A 17,594-nucleotide genomic window follows, 5' to 3' on the forward strand; every position below is an offset into this window, starting at 1 on the left:
AATTATTGAGCTAAAAATATATAGGAAATAATGGCACAAAGACCCAAAACAAAAGCAAACAGATATAATCCAATACTTCCGTTTTGTAATTTTTTACCTTGAAAAGCCAGTTCATTAGTCACTTTACCTAATCCGAAAACAACTGCTGATAAACCAGTTTCAACATAGTCTCTAAAGAATTTTGACAATCCGTTTATTGAGCGTACAAATATTGCATCGTAAATTTCGTCTACATAATATTTGTTGTATAAAACCTTGGTTAAACCAGTGATGTTTTCATCTGATTCAGGAACATTATCTTGTTTAAAATATTTAATATAAGCAATCAAGATACCGATCAATCCACCTAAAACAGCAACTCCCATAAGAGTATATTCTGTTGTACCTAAATGGTGCTCTTCTCCAGCCACTTTGGTAAAAAGTGGAGCCATATATTCATTTAACCAGCTGTTTCCAGGAAGACTGATAAGACCTCCAAAAGTTGCCAAAACAGCTAATATCATTAATGGGAAAGTAATTAATCCGTCACTTTCGTGTAAATGATGTTTTTGCTCTTCAGTTCCTCTAAACTCTTTAAAGAAAGTAAGGAACATCAATCTGAACATATAAAATGCTGTCATGATTGAAGCAATAGATCCAATAACATATAATGGAATACTATGATGGAAAGCAGTCATTAAGATTTCATCTTTAGAGAAGAAACCAGAGAAAAACGGAACACCAGAAATCGCTAATGATGAAATTAACATGGTCCAAAAAGTAATTGGCATTGCTTTGCGCAATCCACCCATTTTACGCATATCTTGCTCTCCGTGCAATCCGTGAATTACAGATCCAGATCCTAAGAATAAACAAGCTTTGAAAAAAGCGTGTGTGATTACATGGAAAACAGCTACTTCATAAGCTCCAAATCCTAAGGCTAAAAACATTAAACCTAATTGAGAAACGGTAGAGTAGGCCAGTACTTTTTTAATATCTGTCTGAACCAAACCAATTGTTGCAGCAACTAATGAAGTTACAGCTCCAACAATAGCTATTACAGTCTGAACGTCTGGCGCTAAATCAAAAACAAAGTTTAATCTTGTTACCATGAAGATACCAGCAGTAACCATTGTTGCCGCGTGAATCAATGCAGAAACCGGAGTTGGTCCAGCCATTGCATCAGGTAACCAAGTATATAAAGGAATCTGCGCTGATTTACCACAAGCTCCAATAAACAAACATAAAGCTGCTAAAGAAAGCAAAGGCAAGTTTAGATTTGTTGCTCCGGCAATCGCCGTTTTTAAAGTTGCATAATCTAAAGTAGAGAACATTGAACCGATAATGAACATTCCGATTAATAAACCTAAATCTCCAATTCTGTTCATGATGAAAGCTTTTTTCGCAGCATCATTGTAATCCTGGTTTTTATGCCAGAATCCAATTAATAAGTACGAACAAAGTCCAACACCTTCCCAACCAATAAATAATACTAGTAAGTTGCTTCCAATTACAAGCGTAATCATGAAGAATACGAACAGATTTAAATACGCAAAAAACTTATGCATATTCTCATCATCGTGCATGTAACTGATCGAGTATAAGTGAATCAATGATCCGATACCGGTTACAAAAAGCAACCAAAGAACAGATAATTGATCTAATAAAAATCCTAAATCAATATGAAGATTACTGATCTGGATCCAGTCAAATAAAGTTACCTGAATGGCTTTTCCAGTTGAAGTAATTTGATTAAAAAGTATAAGAGTAACCACAAAAGAAACCGCTACGGCAACTGTTCCGATAATACCCGAAACCGTTTTTCCTAAGCTTTTCCCGAAAAAAACATTGATTAAAAATCCTAAAAAAGGAGATAAAACTAAGACTAAAGCTAAATTGGTATCCATTTCCATTTATCCTTTTAAATTTTTTAAATTATCGATACTAATTGAGCCTAAATTTCTAAAAATAGAAACCAGAATGGCCAATCCTACCGCAACTTCTGCTGCAGCAACTGCCATCGAAAAGAACACAAAAACTTGTCCTTGTGCATCTTGATGATACGTTGAAAAAGCAACAAATAAAAGGTTAACTGCATTCAACATGATTTCGATAGACATGAAAACGATAATAGCATTTCGTCTGTACAATACACCAAAAACACCAATACAAAAAAGTACAACACTTAAAAAGATGTAGTTTTCAATACCTATTTGATTTAATATATTACCCATTATTTATTTAATTTTTCTTTTTTAGACAATAATACTGTTCCAATCATGGCTACTAAAAGCAAAATCGAAGCAAATTCAAATGGAACCATATATTCGTTCAATAATATTTTACCCAATACTTTGATAGACTGAAAATCTTCTCCGGTTGAATCATATTCGCCAACAATTGGTTTAGAATTGATGAAAATTGTAATCAATACAATAACAATTAAACAAAAAGAAACAATAGCACCTAAACGAGTAATTCTAGGTCTGTGAACCTGATGGCGTTCGTTTAGATTCATTAACATGATCGTAAAGAGGAATAAAATCATAATCGCCCCCGAGTAGACTATAATATGTACAATAGCCAAAAATTGAGAGTTTAATAATAGATAGTGACCAGCAATCGAAAAGAAACAAATCACTAAATAGATAGCACTATGAATTGGGTTTCTACTAAAAATGGTCAAAAATGCGGTAATTACCGTAATAAACGCTAAGAAACAAAATATAATTTGTACAGTTGTTGCGTGTGCAAAATCAGGAATATGTATCATTTAGTTAGCATTATTAAGTTGAGCATTTTTGATAGCCACGTCAAGAGGCATCACTAATCTGTCTTTTCCAAAAATGAAATCTTCTCTTTCATAACTAGAAGGAACCAAAACTTTTGAAGTTGTCAAATAGATAGCGTCTTTTGGACAAGCTTCTTCGCAAAGACCACAGAAAATACAACGCAACATATTGATTTCATAAATCTCAGCGTATTTTTCTTCTCTGTATAAATGTTTTTCATCTGGTTTACGCTCAGCAGCTTTCATAGTGATCGCTTCTGCTGGACAAGATAAAGCGCACAATCCACAAGCCGTACAGTTTTCACGACCTTGCTCATCACGCTTCAACTGGTGTTGACCACGATAAACCGGACTCATTTCACGTACTTGTTCAGGATAATGAATGGTTACTTTCTTTCTGAAAAGGTGCTTAAGTGTAATAAGCAATCCTTTCACAATCGCCACAAGATACAATCGTTCCCAAAAAGTCATCTCTTTGTTCGAGACCATCTTTTTTCTACCCGATAATGATATAGTTTCTATTGACATTTTTTAATGTATGATTTACGATTCACAATTTGGCAGTTAAGTCAAATCCAAAATCTGTTTTATTTTTAATTTGAAGCTAATCCCGCTATCCGCTTGTATCTTTTATGGTGAACCCCACCATAAAAGGATACCGCTTCTATCGGGGCTAGGGCACTCAGGTATTAAAACCCTAAGTATGCTGCGATATCATGTCTTAAAATTACAACCCCTGTAATTATGATATTAATGATCGAAAGTGGAATCAAAATTTTCCATCCTAAATTCATTAACTGGTCATATCTAAATCTTGGAATAGTCCAGCGTACCCACATATAGAAAAAGATCCAGAAGCATATTTTAGCAAATAATACTGCAATTCCTAAAACGTTAGCGATATTAACTCCCACATTTTCTACCATCCATTGCATTCCAGGATAATTGTATCCTCCAAAAAACAACACTGATATAATAGTAGCTGAAATAAACATATTCGCATATTCAGCAAATAAGTAGAATCCCATTTTCATCGATGAGTATTCAGTATGATATCCACCAATCAACTCAGACTCACATTCTGCTAAGTCAAAAGGCGTTCTATTTGTTTCTGCGAAAGCACAAATCAGGAAAATCAAGAAAGATAAAGGCTGGTAAAAAACATTCCAGTTCATTCCCGCTTGTTGCTCAGAGATTTCTTTTAAGCTTAAAGTTCCAGTCATCATCAATAATGCAATCATTGATAATCCCATGGCAACTTCATAAGAAACCATTTGCGAAGCTGCACGAACAGCTCCCATCAAAGAAAATTTATTGTTTGAAGCCCATCCACCAATCATGATTCCGTAAACTCCAACAGAAATTACTCCGAAAACATATAATAAAGCAATATTTACATCTGTTGCCTGCAATAAAACGTCACGTCCAAAAACATGCAGTCTGTCTCCCCATGGAATTACAGCGCTGGTCATCAAAGCCGTACTCATGGCAATTGCCGGACCAACAACGAATAAAAATTTATTAGGCGTGTTTGGCTCAAATTCTTCTTTTGAGAATAATTTCATACCATCTGCAAGTGGTTGTAATAAACCTCCCCATCCGGCACGGTTTGGCCCTACACGATCCTGAAGAAAAGCCGCAACTTTACGTTCAGCCCAGGTAGAATACATCGCCATGATCATTGTTATAGCAAAGACCACAACAATTACAACACTTTTCTCTATAATAAACGTACCATCTACCATCATTAAGAAATTTTGTTGTTAGTGTTTAATGGAATTTCAGCCATACTAATTTTTTTACGGTCAATATCTCTACCCATAAGGATAGTTTTTTCGGTATCGATTTCTACTTTCTCTAATTTTTGAGTGTAGTTATTTTGGTTGATAACAGAATCTTTTTCAAACTCTCTTGGTCCTTCAATAACCCAGTCATTTACGTTTTTGTGATCAAAACGACAAGAGTTACAGATGAATTCTTCCACTTCATGATACTCATCTTTACGACCTGTTACACGTTGAATTTCTCCTCCAAACATCCAAACGGTGGTTTTTCCACAACATCCCGGAGTTGTACATTCTCTGTGTGCATTGTAAGGTTTGTTGAACCAAACTCTTGATTTGAAACGGAAAGTTTTATCAGTTAATGCTCCAACCGGACATACGTCAATCATATTTCCAGAGAATTCATTGTCGATAGCTTTTGAGATTCCTGTTGAAATATTAGCGTGATCTCCACGATCTAATACTCCGTGAACTCTGTTGTCTGTCAATTGATCTGCAACTTGTACGCATCTTTGACATAAGATACAACGGTTCATATGTAGTTGAATATTTGGACCGATATCTTCTGGTTCAAATGTTCTTTTTTCTTCAATAAAACGTGATTTTGGATTTCCGTGTTCAAAACTTAAATTTTGAAGATCACATTCTCCGGCCTGATCACAAACCGGGCAGTCAAGCGGGTGATTGATCAATAAAAATTCTGTTACAGATTTACGGGCTTCCGTTACTCTGTCAGAAGATTTACTGTTTACTTCCATTCCGTCCATACATCCTGTTACACAAGATGCCATTAATTTTGGCATTGGTCTTGGGTCAGCTTCACTACCTTTAGAAACTTCAACTAAACAACAACGACATTTTCCGCCGCTGCCTTTTAATTTTGAGTAATAGCACATGGCTGGCGGTACCAAATCTCCACCAATCATACGTGCAGCCTGCAGGATCGTTGTTCCTGGCTCTACGTCTATACTTTGACCGTCTATGGTTACTTTCATCTCTTATTGATTTGAATGTTGAAAGTCGGAATATTGAAAAGATTTGCTGTCCTTTTTATATTATTAACTTTATAACTTTCTGCTTTATATTTCTTTATACGATTAGTTTACCGCCTACTAAATGTTTCACTTGCGAGAAAGGTTCAGCAACAAAATGATCTCTATTTTTAATTTTTTCAGGGAAACGAACGTGGTATTCAAATTCATCTCTAAAGTGACGGATCGCTGCTGCTACTGGCCAGGAAGCTGCGTCCCCTAGTGGGCAAATGGTGTTACCCTCGATTTTACTTTGAATACTCCACAATAATTCGATATCTTCTTCACGGCCCTGACCGTTTTCAATTCTCCACAAGATTTTTTCTAACCATCCAGTTCCTTCACGGCAAGGTGTACATTGCCCGCAAGATTCGTGGTGGTAGAAACGTGCAAAATTCCAAGTATTTCTTACCACACAAGCAGTATCATTATAAACGATAAATCCTCCAGAACCTAACATAGATCCGGTAGCAAAACCACCATCACTTAAAGATTCGTAAGTCATTAATCGGTCTTCGCCGTTTGCTGTTTTGAAAATCAATTCAGCTGGTAAAATTGGCACTGAAGATCCTCCGGGAACAAACGCTTTCAAAGGTCTGCTTGAAGACATTCCGCCTAAATACTCATCAGAATTCATGAATTCGTCAACACTTAATCCTAATTCAATTTCGTACACGCCAGGGTTTTTAATGTGTCCTGAAGCAGAAATTAATTTAGTTCCAGTTGAACGTCCAATTCCGATTTTAGCATAATCATCTCCAGAGTTGTTGATGATCCAAGGCACAGCTGCGATAGTTTCAACATTGTTTACTACTGTTGGATTAGCCCAAAGTCCAGAAACCGCTGGAAATGGTGGTTTGATACGAGGATTTCCTCTTTTACCTTCCAAAGATTCTATAAGTGCAGTTTCTTCACCACAAATATAAGCTCCCGCTCCACAGTGAACATGTAATTCTAAATCGTAACCTGTTCCTAATATATTTTTTCCTAGCCAACCGGCAGCTTTCGCTTCGGCGATTGCTCTTTCTAAAATTTTGAAAACCCACATATATTCTCCACGAATGTAGATATACGAAAGGTTAGCGCCTAAGGCAAAACTTGAAGTAATCATTCCTTCGATCAATAAGTGAGGAATAAATTCCATCAAATAACGATCTTTGAAAGTTCCTGGTTCAGACTCATCGGCATTGCAAACTAAGTGTCTTGGTTTACCTGATTTTTTATCAATAAAACTCCATTTCATTCCGGCAGGGAAACCCGCACCACCACGACCACGAAGTCCTGATTTTTTAACTTCTTCAACAACTTCGTCTGGCGTAAGTGTTTTCAAAGCTTTTTCTACAGAAGCGTAACCACCATTTTGGCGATATACCTCGTAGGTTTTAATACCTGGAACATTGATTTTATCTAATAATATTTTCTGTGACATCTTATTTATCGTGTAATATTATTTTATCATCTCTACAATCAGCGATTAACTGATCGATTTTTTCTTCTGTCAATTTCTCTTTGTAGAAATCGCCTAACTGCATCATCGGAGCGTATCCGCAAGCACCTAAACATTCTACTCCGGCAATAGTAAACATTCCGTCTGGAGTTGTTTCTCCCATCTTAATGCCTAATTTTTCAGAAGTATAATCCATTAAATTTTCAGCACCATTTAAACAACAACAAGAAGTCTGACAGAATTCGAACATGTATTTTCCAATTGGTTTTTGGTTGTACATGGTATAAAAAGTAACCACTTCGTAAACCTCAATTGGTTTGATGTGCAAAATTTCAGCAACTTTATCCTGCAACTCAGTGCTCAACCAGTTATCATGCGCATCCTGCACTTCGTGCAAAACAGGCAACAAAGCTGATTTTCTTTTGTCTTCAGGATAATGACTGATCAATTCATTGATGCGAGTCATCAATGCTTCAGTCATGTTTATTTCTTGTTTGTAATGTTTTCTTTCCATTCTTATTTTGGATTTTAGATTTTAGATTTTAGATTTTTCAATCTGTATCTAGAATCAGCATTCTGCAATCTTTTTTAATTTTAGATTTCTGATTTTAAATTGTAGATTTTTCAATCTGCAATCTAAACTCTAAAATCTGCAATTCTTTACGCGTCTAATTCTCCTGCAATAACATTTAAACTTGAAAGGATAACAATTGCATCCGATAATAAAGCGCCTTTAATCATTTCAGGATAAGCTTGGTAATAAATAAAGCAAGGTCTTCTGAAATGTAATCTATATGGAGTTCTGCTTCCGTCAGTAACTAAGTAAAATCCTAATTCTCCATTTCCTCCTTCAACGGGGTGGTAAATTTCTGCAACTGGTACAGGAACTTCTCCCATTACAATCTTAAAGTGATAAATTAAAGATTCCATTGAAGTGTAAACATCTTCTTTTGGAGGAAGGTAATAATCCGGTACTTCTGCATGATATTCGTTTCCGGCTGGCATTTTGTCTAAAGCCTGGCGAATAATGCTTAAACTTTCGCGAACTTCGGCATTACGAACACAGAAACGATCGTATGTATCACCTGATTTTCCAACAGGAACAATAAAATCGAAATCTTCGTAAGATGAATAAGGATGTGCAACACGAACGTCATAATCAACTCCGGCAGCACGTAAATTTGGACCTGTAAACCCGTAAGCCATTGCTTGCTCTGCTGAGATTGCTCCAACATTTACAGTTCTGTCAAGGAAAATTCTGTTTCTTTCGAATAAGTTTTCAAATTCTTGCCAAGCGACAGGAAAATCTCTTAAAAACACTTCTAGTTTGCGGAAAGCTTCTGGTGACCAATCTCTTTCGAAACCACCAATTCTTCCCATATTTGTTGTTAAACGAGCACCACAAATTTCTTCGTAGATCTCGTAAACTTTTTCTCTAAATTGAAAAACGTATAAGAAACCAGTATAGGCACCAGTATCTACACCCAAAATCGAGTTACAGATTAAGTGGTCTGTAATACGGGCTAATTCCATTACGATAACTCTGAAATATTGTGCTCTTTTAGGAACTTCAATATTTAACAATTTTTCTAAAGTCATCCACCATCCCATATTATTGATAGGAGAGGAGCAATAGTTCATACGATCTGTAAGAGGCGTAATTTGATAGAAAGGTCGATTTTCGGCAATTTTTTCGAATGCTCTGTGGATATAACCAATGGTTGGTTCAGCCTCAAGAATTCTTTCACCATCCATCAATAAGATATTCTGAAAAATACCGTGAGTTGCAGGGTGAGTTGGACCTAAATTCAGTACTGAAAGCTCGCTTCCGTCTTCATTTAGTTTCTCCTTTATTATTTTAGCATATCGATGCTCTGGTGGTAATAATAGTTCTGACATTTTATAATGTTGAATTATTTATTTTTTAGCAATTTGTTGTTGTTCTTCCAAAGAATCTGTCGTCTTTATCCGTTCTTCCGCTGTCTTCCATTGGGAATTCTTTTCGCATTGGGAAAGAGATCATTTCGTCCATATTCAAAATACGTTTCAATTGCGGATGTCCAATAAAGTTAATCCCGAAGAAATCGTATGTTTCTCTTTCCATCCAGTTTGAACTTAAGAAAATATTTGAAATGGTTTTTATCTCTGGTTTTTCACCATTAAGGTATACTTTGATTCTGATACGCTTGTTTTCGTACCAGTTGTGCAAATGATATACTATCGCGAACTGACGATCTGTTTCGTTGTCCGGATAGTGAATTCCGCATAAATCAGTTAAAAAGTGAAAACGTAAATCAGAATCGTTTTTCAAAAAAAGAATTAAAGCAGTGATTTTATCTGCTGTTGTTTCTATTGAAAAAATATCTCTTTCTTGTTGAAAGTTAAAAACACTTGAATCAAATGTTTCTGTAAGTTTGTCTTGAATCAGGGTATTTTCTAAGGCCATCTTATGAAATGTTATATGAAGCTAGTAATTCTTGGTATTCTGGAGAGCTTCTGCGTCTAACAGATTCGCTTCTTACCAATTCCTGAAGTTTCATTACTCCATCAACAATTTGTTCTGGTCTTGGAGGACATCCCGGAACGTAAACGTCAACCGGAATTACTTTATCAATTCCTTGTAAAACAGAATAAGTATCGAAGATTCCACCTGATGAAGCACAAGCTCCAACTGCAATTACCCAGCGAGGCTCAGACATTTGTTCGTAAACCTGTCTTAAAATAGGCGCCATTTTTTTAGAAATAGTTCCCATTACCATTAACATATCAGCCTGACGGGGAGAGAAACTCACACGCTCAGAACCAAATCGTGCTAAATCGTAATGTGAAGCCATTGTAGCCATAAATTCGATACCACAGCATGAAGTTGCAAAAGGCAATGGCCATAATGAATTGGCTCTTGCTAAACCTACAACATCATTTAGTTTTGTAGCGAAGAAACCTTCTCCTACAACTCCTTCCGGCGGCGCAACCATATTTACATTTGAATCGCTCATTTTATTTTAGATTTTAAATTTCTGATTTTAGATTTTGTAAATCTTGTAAATCGAAATCAATATTTTAAAAGTCAATATTATATTTTGAGAAATTGTCTTTCAAATCTAAAATTCTAAATCAATCTAAAATCTAAGATCTGAAATCTAAAATTTCTTATTCCCAGTCTAAAGCTTTCTTTTTGATGATATAGAAAAAACCAACTAAAAGAAGCGACATAAAAACAATCATCTTTAGCATTCCTTCCATTCCTAATTCCTTGAAGTTTACTGCCCAAGGATAAAGGAAAATTACCTCTACGTCAAATAATACGAACAAAATAGCTACCAGGAAGTATTTTACTGAAAACGGAATACGGGCATTACCAACAGATTCGATACCGCACTCAAAGTTTTTGTCTTTAACTTCAGAGGTTCTTTTTGGTCCTAATTTTCCAGAAATTATGATTGTTCCTACCACAAAACCAACAGCTAAAATGAACTGCATTAGAATAGGAATGTAACTGTATTGATCAGATTGCATAAACTTAGGGTTTTTACTTAAAGAATAAGCCACAAAGATAACTTTCAACTATGTAAATCACAAGATAAAAAATGATTTAAGTATGTTGAGAAACGGTGTTTGTGTCTAATTTTTATTGATTATAAATAACAATCTCGAATTTTAATATTTTTTTAAGATTTGAGCAAAAAAAAACGTCCCGATACTTCGGGACGTTCTTAAAACCATTCAGAGGCAAAAAAAATAAATTGCTATATTTTTCTTAGATTACTGCTACTTTAGCAGCAACTTTCCCTTTTCTTCCTTCTTCTTCTTCATAGCTTACACGGTCACCTTCGCGTAATTCTTCCGCGTTAATTCCTGAAGCGTGAACGAAGATATCTTTTCCTGTTTCTTCGTCTGTAATGAATCCATAACCTTTAGATTCATTGAAAAATTTTACTGTACCTGTACGCATTGTAATTGTAATAATAATTTATAATGAAGCAAATGTAAGATATAAATTCATACAAAAGACAATAAGGTGTTAATTTTTTGTAAAAATTATTGATTCACAGTCTTTTCGCTATTTATATTGCATCAAATCCTATACAGATGTGCTTTATTTGAGAATCGTTAATTGTAGGAAACGAACTAGGAAAACTGAACCTGTATTTAAGGTCATTTTGACAATTATCCTAATTTGTTCAATTATTTAGTAATAATTATTGTAAAGTCTCTTGTTTGTTATGGTTTTTAAGACTTTGTCAAATTCGCAATAAGGAATAAAAAAAACTGCAACTAAAGATAATTGCAGTTTTGTATAATATAATTTTTAGAATTTTTATTGGATATCAACCTTAATATGTAGTTCTTTTAGTTGAGCGTCATCAATTGTTGCAGGTGCGTCAATCATTACGTCGCGTCCTGAATTGTTTTTTGGGAAAGCAATAAAATCTCTAATAGTTTCCTGACCTCCTAAAATAGCAACAAGTCTGTCCAATCCAAATGCTAATCCTCCGTGTGGCGGTGCTCCAAATTGGAAAGCATCCATTAAGAAACCGAATTGTGCTTTTGCTTCTTCTTCCGTAAATCCTAAATATTTAAACATTAATTGTTGAGTAGCCTTATCGTGAATACGAATCGATCCTCCTCCAATTTCATTTCCGTTTAATACCATATCATAAGCATTGGCACGAACTTTTCCTGGTTCAGTTTCCAATAATTGCATGTCTTCTGGTTTAGGAGATGTAAATGGGTGGTGCATTGCATGGTAACGTCCGCTTTCTTCATCAAGTTCCAATAATGGGAAATCTACAACCCATAACGGAGCAAATTCTTCAGGATTACGCAATCCTAAACGAGTTGCTAATTCCATACGAAGTGCTGAAAGTTGTGCGCGTGTTTTATTTGCAGGTCCAGAAAGTACAAAAATCATATCGCCAGGTTTCGCTCCTGTAATTTTTGCCCATTGTCCTAAATCATCCTGATCGTAAAATTTATCGACAGATGATTTGAATGTTCCATCATCATTGCATTTTGCGTAAACCATTCCAGATGCGCCAACTTGAGGACGCTTAACCCAGTCAATTAACCCGTCAATTTCTTTACGAGTATAATTTCCTGCTCCCGGAACAGCAATTCCTACTACTAATTCTGCAGCATTGAATACTGGAAAATCTTTATGTTGTGCAAATTCGTTTAACTCACCAAACTCCATTCCGAAACGGATGTCCGGTTTGTCATTTCCATATGTTTTCATAGCATATTCGTAGGTAATTCTTGGAAATTTATCTACTTCAATACCTTTAATTTCTTTCAATAAATGTCTTGTCAGTCCTTCAAAAACATTCAAAATATCTTCCTGTTCCACAAATGCCATTTCGCAATCGATTTGTGTAAACTCAGGTTGACGGTCTGCACGCAAATCTTCGTCACGGAAACATTTCACGATTTGGAAATATTTATCCATTCCACCCACCATCAATAATTGTTTGAAAGTTTGTGGAGATTGTGGCAATGCGTAAAATTGTCCTTCATTCATTCTGCTTGGAACAACAAAATCTCTCGCACCTTCCGGAGTCGATTTGATTAAATAAGGCGTTTCAACTTCGCAGAAATCTAAATCAGACAGATACTTACGAACTTCCATCGCAACTTTATGACGGAATAACAAACTGTTTTTTACAGGATTTCTTCTAATGTCTAAATAACGATATTTCATTCTGATATCTTCTCCACCATCCGTTTCATCTTCAATTGTAAATGGAGGTGTTAAAGCTGCATTTAAAATGTTTAATTCAGAAACTAAAATTTCGATTTCACCAGTCGGAATGTTTTTGTTTTTGGCTTCACGCTCAATAACAGTTCCTTTTACCTGAATTACAAATTCTCTACCAAGTGTTTTGGCTAATTCAAAAACAGTTTTATCAGTACGACTTTCGTCGAAAATTAATTGTGTAATTCCGTAACGGTCGCGTAAATCAACCCAATTCATAAATCCTTTATCGCGTGATTTTTGAACCCAACCTGCAAGTGTAACTTCCGTATTAATGTTTGAGGCATTTAACTCGCCACAATTATGACTTCTATACATGATCAAAATTTTAGACTGCAAAAGTAAACAACAAAATTCAAATTAATATAGTAAAGTGACAACTTGATGCTCATTTAATTTGAAATATTTTGTTAATTCTTAAATTTTGCCGCGGTAATTTCTTTAGATTTGAATCACTAAAAACAAACTTTAATAGATATGAACAAACTTTTTGTAACTGGTCTGTTGATTTTTAGCGCTTTGAATGTTATTGGTCAAGCCAAAAATCAAGTTAAATTTACTGCTAAAATTGAGAATAGAAATAGTGACACTTTAGTCATTAAAGGAAAAAATAACTTTAAACAAGTAATTCCTATCAATAATAAACAACTTTTTGTGGCTTCTTTTGATGCTCCAAAAGGGTTTTATATGTTTTCTGATGGTACAGAATCTTCACGTTTATATTTGAAACCAAGTTCAGATGTTAGCTTAACAATGAATGCCAAAGAATTTGATGAAACTATTGTTTATAAAGGTAAAGGTGTCAATGAAAGTAATTTCCTTGCACAACAAGCTTTAAAAGATGAAAAATTTCAGAATGAAGCTTTTTCAAAAGAAGCAGTAGAATTTGCTACTTTATTAGAACAAAAGAAAAAAACAGATTTAGAAAATCTTGAAAAAGGAGATTTTGATCCTGAATTTAAAGAAGCTTTAAAGCATAATTTCGAAAGCTTTAATCAATATGCTTCTGAAGAATATGAAAGAGCTTTGAAAGCAAAGAAATTGGTTGGTAAAGAATCACCTGATTTTGATTATGAGAATTTTAAAGGAGGGAAAACAAAACTTTCTGAGTTAAAAGGAAAGTATGTTTATATCGATCTTTGGGCAACCTGGTGTGCGCCATGTAGAGCTGAGATTCCTTATTTGCAAAAAATCGAAGAGAAATACCATGGAAAGAATATTGAGTTCGTGAGTGTTTCTATTGATAAAGCAAAGGATAATGAAAAATGGAAAAAGTTTGTAACGGATAAACAATTAGGAGGAACCCAATTGTTTGCTGATAAAGATTGGGAATCTGAGTTTGTAACAAGTTATGGTGTGACCGGAATTCCAAGATTTATCCTGATAGATCCAAAAGGAAATATTGTGACTCCAGATGCAGAGCGACCATCGTCTCCAGAGCTTCAAACGCAATTAGACGCATTATTGAAGTAATTTATTTACCAAATATATAACGATATAGTACGTTTGCATTTTCGTTAAAATACCAGTAAAACCAATGCTTCGGCGTTGGTTTTTTTGTTTTTAGAAAATCTCCAATGTTAAGTTTTTATTCAATGTTACCAAATTGTTAAGTAAAAGTTTGTTTAATGTAAACTATTAACTATATTTGATAACAATTTGATAACATTAATACCTAAAGATATGAAAAAATGTGTGATTTTAGTTGCAATGATGTTCTCTGGAATTTTAGTTGCACAAGAGGTAAAACCAGAATTGGAAGCTGTTGGAAATAAAGTGAAAGCTACTTATTACCATGAAAATGGTAAAGTACAACAAGAAGGTTTCTTTAAGGATGGTAAACTAGATGGCGTTTGGGTATCGTATGATGAAAAAGGAAATAAAGTTGCAGTGGGAGAATACACAGACGGATTGAAAACTGGAAAATGGATTTTCTTTAATGAAAATAGCCTATGCGAGGTTGCTTATGAAAATAGCAAAGTAAGCTCAGTTAAAAACTTACAGAAAAATGCTTTAGCCAATAGAAACTAAGGTAATTTCTAAGATACATTTAAGACCGCTTTTATAAGCGGTTTTTTTATGCCTTTAATTTTTTGCAGCTTTTTTTTCTTCTTCCATACCAGATTATAAAACCAGAGACGGGAAGAGCTGCTGCAATTAAACTTACTATAAAAGCAATAATTTTTCCGGGTAAATTCAGAATTTGTCCTGTATGAATTCCATAATTCATTTCGACAACCTGCAGACCTAAACTTTTTTGATCATAAGGATCGTTCTGAAGTAGTTTTCCGTCAAGCGGATGAAAATAGTAATTGCTTTGATGATCATATCTTAAGGTATGCGGATAAGCTCCGGTACTGATTATGTCTCCTTTTTTCTGCGGAAGCAAAATAAAAAACATTTCGGATTTTGGTTGCAATTTTGCAGTTTCAATAAATGCGCGATCAACCGCAGTTATACTATTTGTTTTAAATTTTGTTGTGTCAATTGCGGGTGCTTTGGTTTCTGCAGCTTTATCTCCGCCAAAATTGAAAGTTTTGTAAATACCATCACCAACCCATTCATAGGTAAAGGTTAATCCGGTTATGGCAAGAATAAGTACAATAAGTGAAATGTAGAAACCAGAAGTATTGTGCCAGTCATAGTTTACACGACGCCATTTGGCCGACCATTTTACTGTAAAACTTCTTTTTATATCATGTTTTCGTTTTGGCCACCATTGAATAATTCCTGAGATTAATAATAAAATAAAGATTATGGTTGCTCCGCCAATAATATGTTTTCCAATATAATCGGGCAGGAGTAAATACAAATGAATGTATTCGACAATAATAAAAAAATCAGTTTTTGGATTTTCAGTTTTTAAATATTTTCCAGTGTACGGATTAAAATACAGGTATAAATTTTCAGTATCAGAGTAGGTATAGACGATCGCAGACCGATTTCTTCCGTAATACGAAACCATGCTTGCTGTATTTTTAGGAAGTATTTCTTTTGCCTTTTGCTGTAAAACAGATGGCGTCAAAAAAGATTTGTCCTGAGGTTCAACAAATCGCCATTCTTTTCTTGTAATATCTTTTATTTCGTCATGAAAACAAAAGATACATCCGGTAATACTTATTATAAAAACAATAAGCCCGGAAATTAATCCGAGCCATTTATGTAGAAAACGTATTTGTTTTTTGAAGCCCATTTTTTGAATAAAAGCGTAAAAGTATGTGCTAAATCAATTAGGGGCAAATTATTTCAATTATTTTTCGGCAACTACTTCTTTTTTTGGCTTTAAATGATAAGCTACATAAAGAGAAATTGAAGCCAGAGCAATCCAGAAAACGTCAATAAAGAAGACCTGAATTTTATTCTCCATAAAAGAAGTCCAGAACCAATTACCTGAAACGATTCCGTTTGTAATCGGAATTAAGAAGCCTAAAATACTTCCGGAAATCAGACATACTTTATTGGTAAAGGCATCATTCTTTTTAAGTATAAAAAATACTGTCAGTATTAACCATCCCACAAAATAAACGGTGTAAAGATTATTCTGAGTCAATGGATAGAATATTTTGGTAACGATAAAAGCAAGCGCGGTGATTGGATACATACTCAAACAAATCGCCAAATAAATACGAACAACAGCTGCATTGAAACGTCTCTTCTTTTCCGGCATATTGTTCTTTTGTCGTGCAACCAACCAAATCATTACACCTGAAATGATGACAAAACAAGTAATAATTCCTAAAATGAAGCTGACTATTTTCAGTGCATAACCGCCATAATCGCCAAAATGAATTTTGTACAAAACATTTTTCACAACATCCAGATAATTGTTATCAGTTACAGGATTTTTCTTTGCAATTTCTTTTCCATCAGCAATTCGGTAAACTACTTTTCCAATTCCGGTAAATTTTTTGTGGTTTGGCATTTCACCTTCAACTAAAACGTGCATGTTAGTATCGCCGTAATTTTGGATGAAAACACGTGTGATTTCAAAATCAGACCAATTGCTTTTTGCTTTTGCAACCAGTTGATCGATGTTAAAAGAATTGGCTAATTTTTTATTTTCAAATTTATAATCTGGATCGGTGTATTCTAATTCTTTATATAATTTGTCCTGATCTCCTTTATATAATGCCATTACAGCGGGAGCCACGATTAGAAGTTTAATCATAAAAAAAGCTCCGGTGACAGCGTAAACAAACTGAAAAGGTAATCCAATCATTCCTAAAGCCGTGTGAGCATCTGTCCACAACGTTTTTAATTTTTCCTTTGGACGGAACACATAAAAGTTAGAAACAATTTTTTTCCAGTGTAATAAAACGCCGGTTATAATTGCAAATAAGAAAAATAAAGCTACAAATCCGGAAAGATAATATCCAACAGGATATGGGACTTGTGCCAGGAAATGCAATCGGTACAAAAACTCTCCTAAAGAATAAGATTCTTCATAGGTAAAGGTTTTGAAGTTTTTGGTATCAAGATAAAAAAACGATCCTTCTTTTTGTTTGGCTGGAGCCAAAGTATCTTTGGTACCTTCCATATAAATGGCAACCCTTCTTTCATTAGTTGGTTTAGAAATGGTAATGTTTCTGCCGTGTAATACATATTCTTTGTCTAGCTTTTGTAAAGCAGCATTATAGTCTAGTTGAATTTCCTTTGTTATAGGAGTAGATTCACTTCTTTCCCAGTTAATTATTTCATCCCTAAAAAAAGAAAAAGATCCTGCAAAGAAAATGACAAATAGGACAACACTAATAACGATTCCGCTAACGGTATGTGTATGAAAGTAGATATTATAATTGCGATTGCTCAT

18 protein-coding genes are annotated in these 17,594 nt (G+C 34.6%); 2 read left to right on the forward strand and 16 right to left on the reverse strand.

The window, feature by feature from the left end:
* Positions 1-2: 2 nt before the first annotated feature.
* The 14 genes from nuoL to aspS all read right to left on the reverse strand — a co-directional run bounded on the left by nuoL (position 3) and on the right by aspS (position 13,102).
* Positions 3-1,886 (reverse strand): NADH-quinone oxidoreductase subunit L, encoded by a 1,884-nt coding sequence (gene nuoL, locus BUA98_RS03250; RefSeq protein ID WP_072970590.1) that lies wholly within the window; start codon positions 1,884-1,886, stop codon positions 3-5.
* A gap of 6 nt (positions 1,887-1,892) precedes the next feature.
* Positions 1,893-2,213 carry an NADH-quinone oxidoreductase subunit NuoK gene (nuoK, locus tag BUA98_RS03255; protein WP_026982591.1) on the reverse strand — a complete coding sequence of 107 codons (321 nt, stop codon included), beginning with the start codon at positions 2,211-2,213 and terminating at the stop codon, positions 1,893-1,895.
* The gene (locus tag BUA98_RS03260) at positions 2,213-2,752 is read right to left on the reverse strand and encodes an NADH-quinone oxidoreductase subunit J family protein (protein WP_035747761.1); all 540 of its coding nucleotides are present in this window, start codon (positions 2,750-2,752) and stop codon (positions 2,213-2,215) included. Before BUA98_RS03260 ends, nuoK begins: the two co-directional genes overlap by 1 nt.
* Positions 2,753-3,298: a NuoI/complex I 23 kDa subunit family protein gene (locus BUA98_RS03265; protein ID WP_026982593.1), complete on the reverse strand. Its 546-nt coding sequence runs from the start codon at positions 3,296-3,298 to the stop codon at positions 2,753-2,755. It lies immediately after the preceding gene.
* Positions 3,299-3,459: 161 nt separating this feature from the next.
* Complete coding sequence (gene nuoH / locus BUA98_RS03270; protein WP_208857970.1) at positions 3,460-4,518, reverse strand: NADH-quinone oxidoreductase subunit NuoH; 1,059 nt, start codon at positions 4,516-4,518, stop codon at positions 3,460-3,462.
* Positions 4,518-5,549 carry an NADH-quinone oxidoreductase subunit G gene (locus BUA98_RS03275; RefSeq protein WP_026982595.1) on the reverse strand — a complete coding sequence of 344 codons (1,032 nt, stop codon included), beginning with the start codon at positions 5,547-5,549 and terminating at the stop codon, positions 4,518-4,520. The genes nuoH and BUA98_RS03275 overlap by 1 nt, the downstream gene beginning before the upstream one ends.
* 94 nt (positions 5,550-5,643) lie before the next feature.
* Positions 5,644-7,014 carry an NADH-quinone oxidoreductase subunit NuoF gene (gene nuoF, locus BUA98_RS03280; RefSeq protein WP_072970196.1) on the reverse strand — a complete coding sequence of 457 codons (1,371 nt, stop codon included), beginning with the start codon at positions 7,012-7,014 and terminating at the stop codon, positions 5,644-5,646.
* A gap of 1 nt (position 7,015) precedes the next feature.
* Entirely contained in the window at positions 7,016-7,546 is a 531-nt protein-coding gene (locus BUA98_RS03285) for a complex I 24 kDa subunit family protein (protein WP_026982598.1), read from the reverse strand.
* A 146-nt stretch (positions 7,547-7,692) separates the two neighbouring features.
* A complete protein-coding gene (locus tag BUA98_RS03290; RefSeq protein ID WP_072970197.1) occupies positions 7,693-8,931 on the reverse strand; it encodes an NADH-quinone oxidoreductase subunit D in 1,239 nt (412 codons plus the stop codon).
* 25 nt (positions 8,932-8,956) lie between these two features.
* Entirely contained in the window at positions 8,957-9,478 is a 522-nt protein-coding gene (locus BUA98_RS03295; RefSeq protein WP_072970198.1) for an NADH-quinone oxidoreductase subunit C, read from the reverse strand.
* Between the two features lies 1 nt (position 9,479).
* Positions 9,480-10,028, reverse strand: a complete 549-nt coding sequence (locus BUA98_RS03300) for an NADH-quinone oxidoreductase subunit B (protein ID WP_029271568.1) — start codon at positions 10,026-10,028, stop codon at positions 9,480-9,482.
* Positions 10,029-10,182: 154 nt separating this feature from the next.
* Entirely contained in the window at positions 10,183-10,548 is a 366-nt protein-coding gene (locus BUA98_RS03305; protein WP_072970199.1) for an NADH-quinone oxidoreductase subunit A, read from the reverse strand.
* Positions 10,549-10,789: 241 nt separating this feature from the next.
* Positions 10,790-10,984, reverse strand: coding sequence for a cold-shock protein (locus BUA98_RS03310; RefSeq protein WP_007137066.1), 195 nt, complete (start codon positions 10,982-10,984; stop codon positions 10,790-10,792).
* A 366-nt stretch (positions 10,985-11,350) separates the two neighbouring features.
* Complete coding sequence (gene aspS, locus BUA98_RS03315) at positions 11,351-13,102, reverse strand: aspartate--tRNA ligase (protein ID WP_072970200.1); 1,752 nt, start codon at positions 13,100-13,102, stop codon at positions 11,351-11,353.
* 159 nt (positions 13,103-13,261) lie between these two features.
* Between aspS and BUA98_RS03320 the strand changes: the two genes are divergently transcribed.
* Positions 13,262-14,257, forward strand: coding sequence for a TlpA family protein disulfide reductase (locus BUA98_RS03320; RefSeq protein ID WP_072970201.1), 996 nt, complete (start codon positions 13,262-13,264; stop codon positions 14,255-14,257).
* Positions 14,258-14,467: 210 nt separating this feature from the next.
* A complete protein-coding gene (locus tag BUA98_RS03325) occupies positions 14,468-14,815 on the forward strand; it encodes a toxin-antitoxin system YwqK family antitoxin (protein ID WP_072970202.1) in 348 nt (115 codons plus the stop codon).
* A 46-nt stretch (positions 14,816-14,861) separates the two neighbouring features.
* On the opposite strand, the gene BUA98_RS03330 is transcribed toward BUA98_RS03325, so the two are convergent.
* Together BUA98_RS03330 and BUA98_RS03335 are read right to left on the reverse strand one after the other, a co-directional pair.
* Entirely contained in the window at positions 14,862-15,977 is a 1,116-nt protein-coding gene (locus tag BUA98_RS03330) for a PepSY-associated TM helix domain-containing protein (RefSeq protein ID WP_072970203.1), read from the reverse strand.
* Positions 15,978-16,034: 57 nt separating this feature from the next.
* Positions 16,035-17,594, reverse strand: a complete 1,560-nt coding sequence (locus tag BUA98_RS03335; protein ID WP_072970204.1) for a PepSY-associated TM helix domain-containing protein — start codon at positions 17,592-17,594, stop codon at positions 16,035-16,037.

The organism is Flavobacterium saccharophilum (genome assembly GCF_900142735.1).
GTDB lineage: Bacteria > Bacteroidota > Bacteroidia > Flavobacteriales > Flavobacteriaceae > Flavobacterium > Flavobacterium saccharophilum.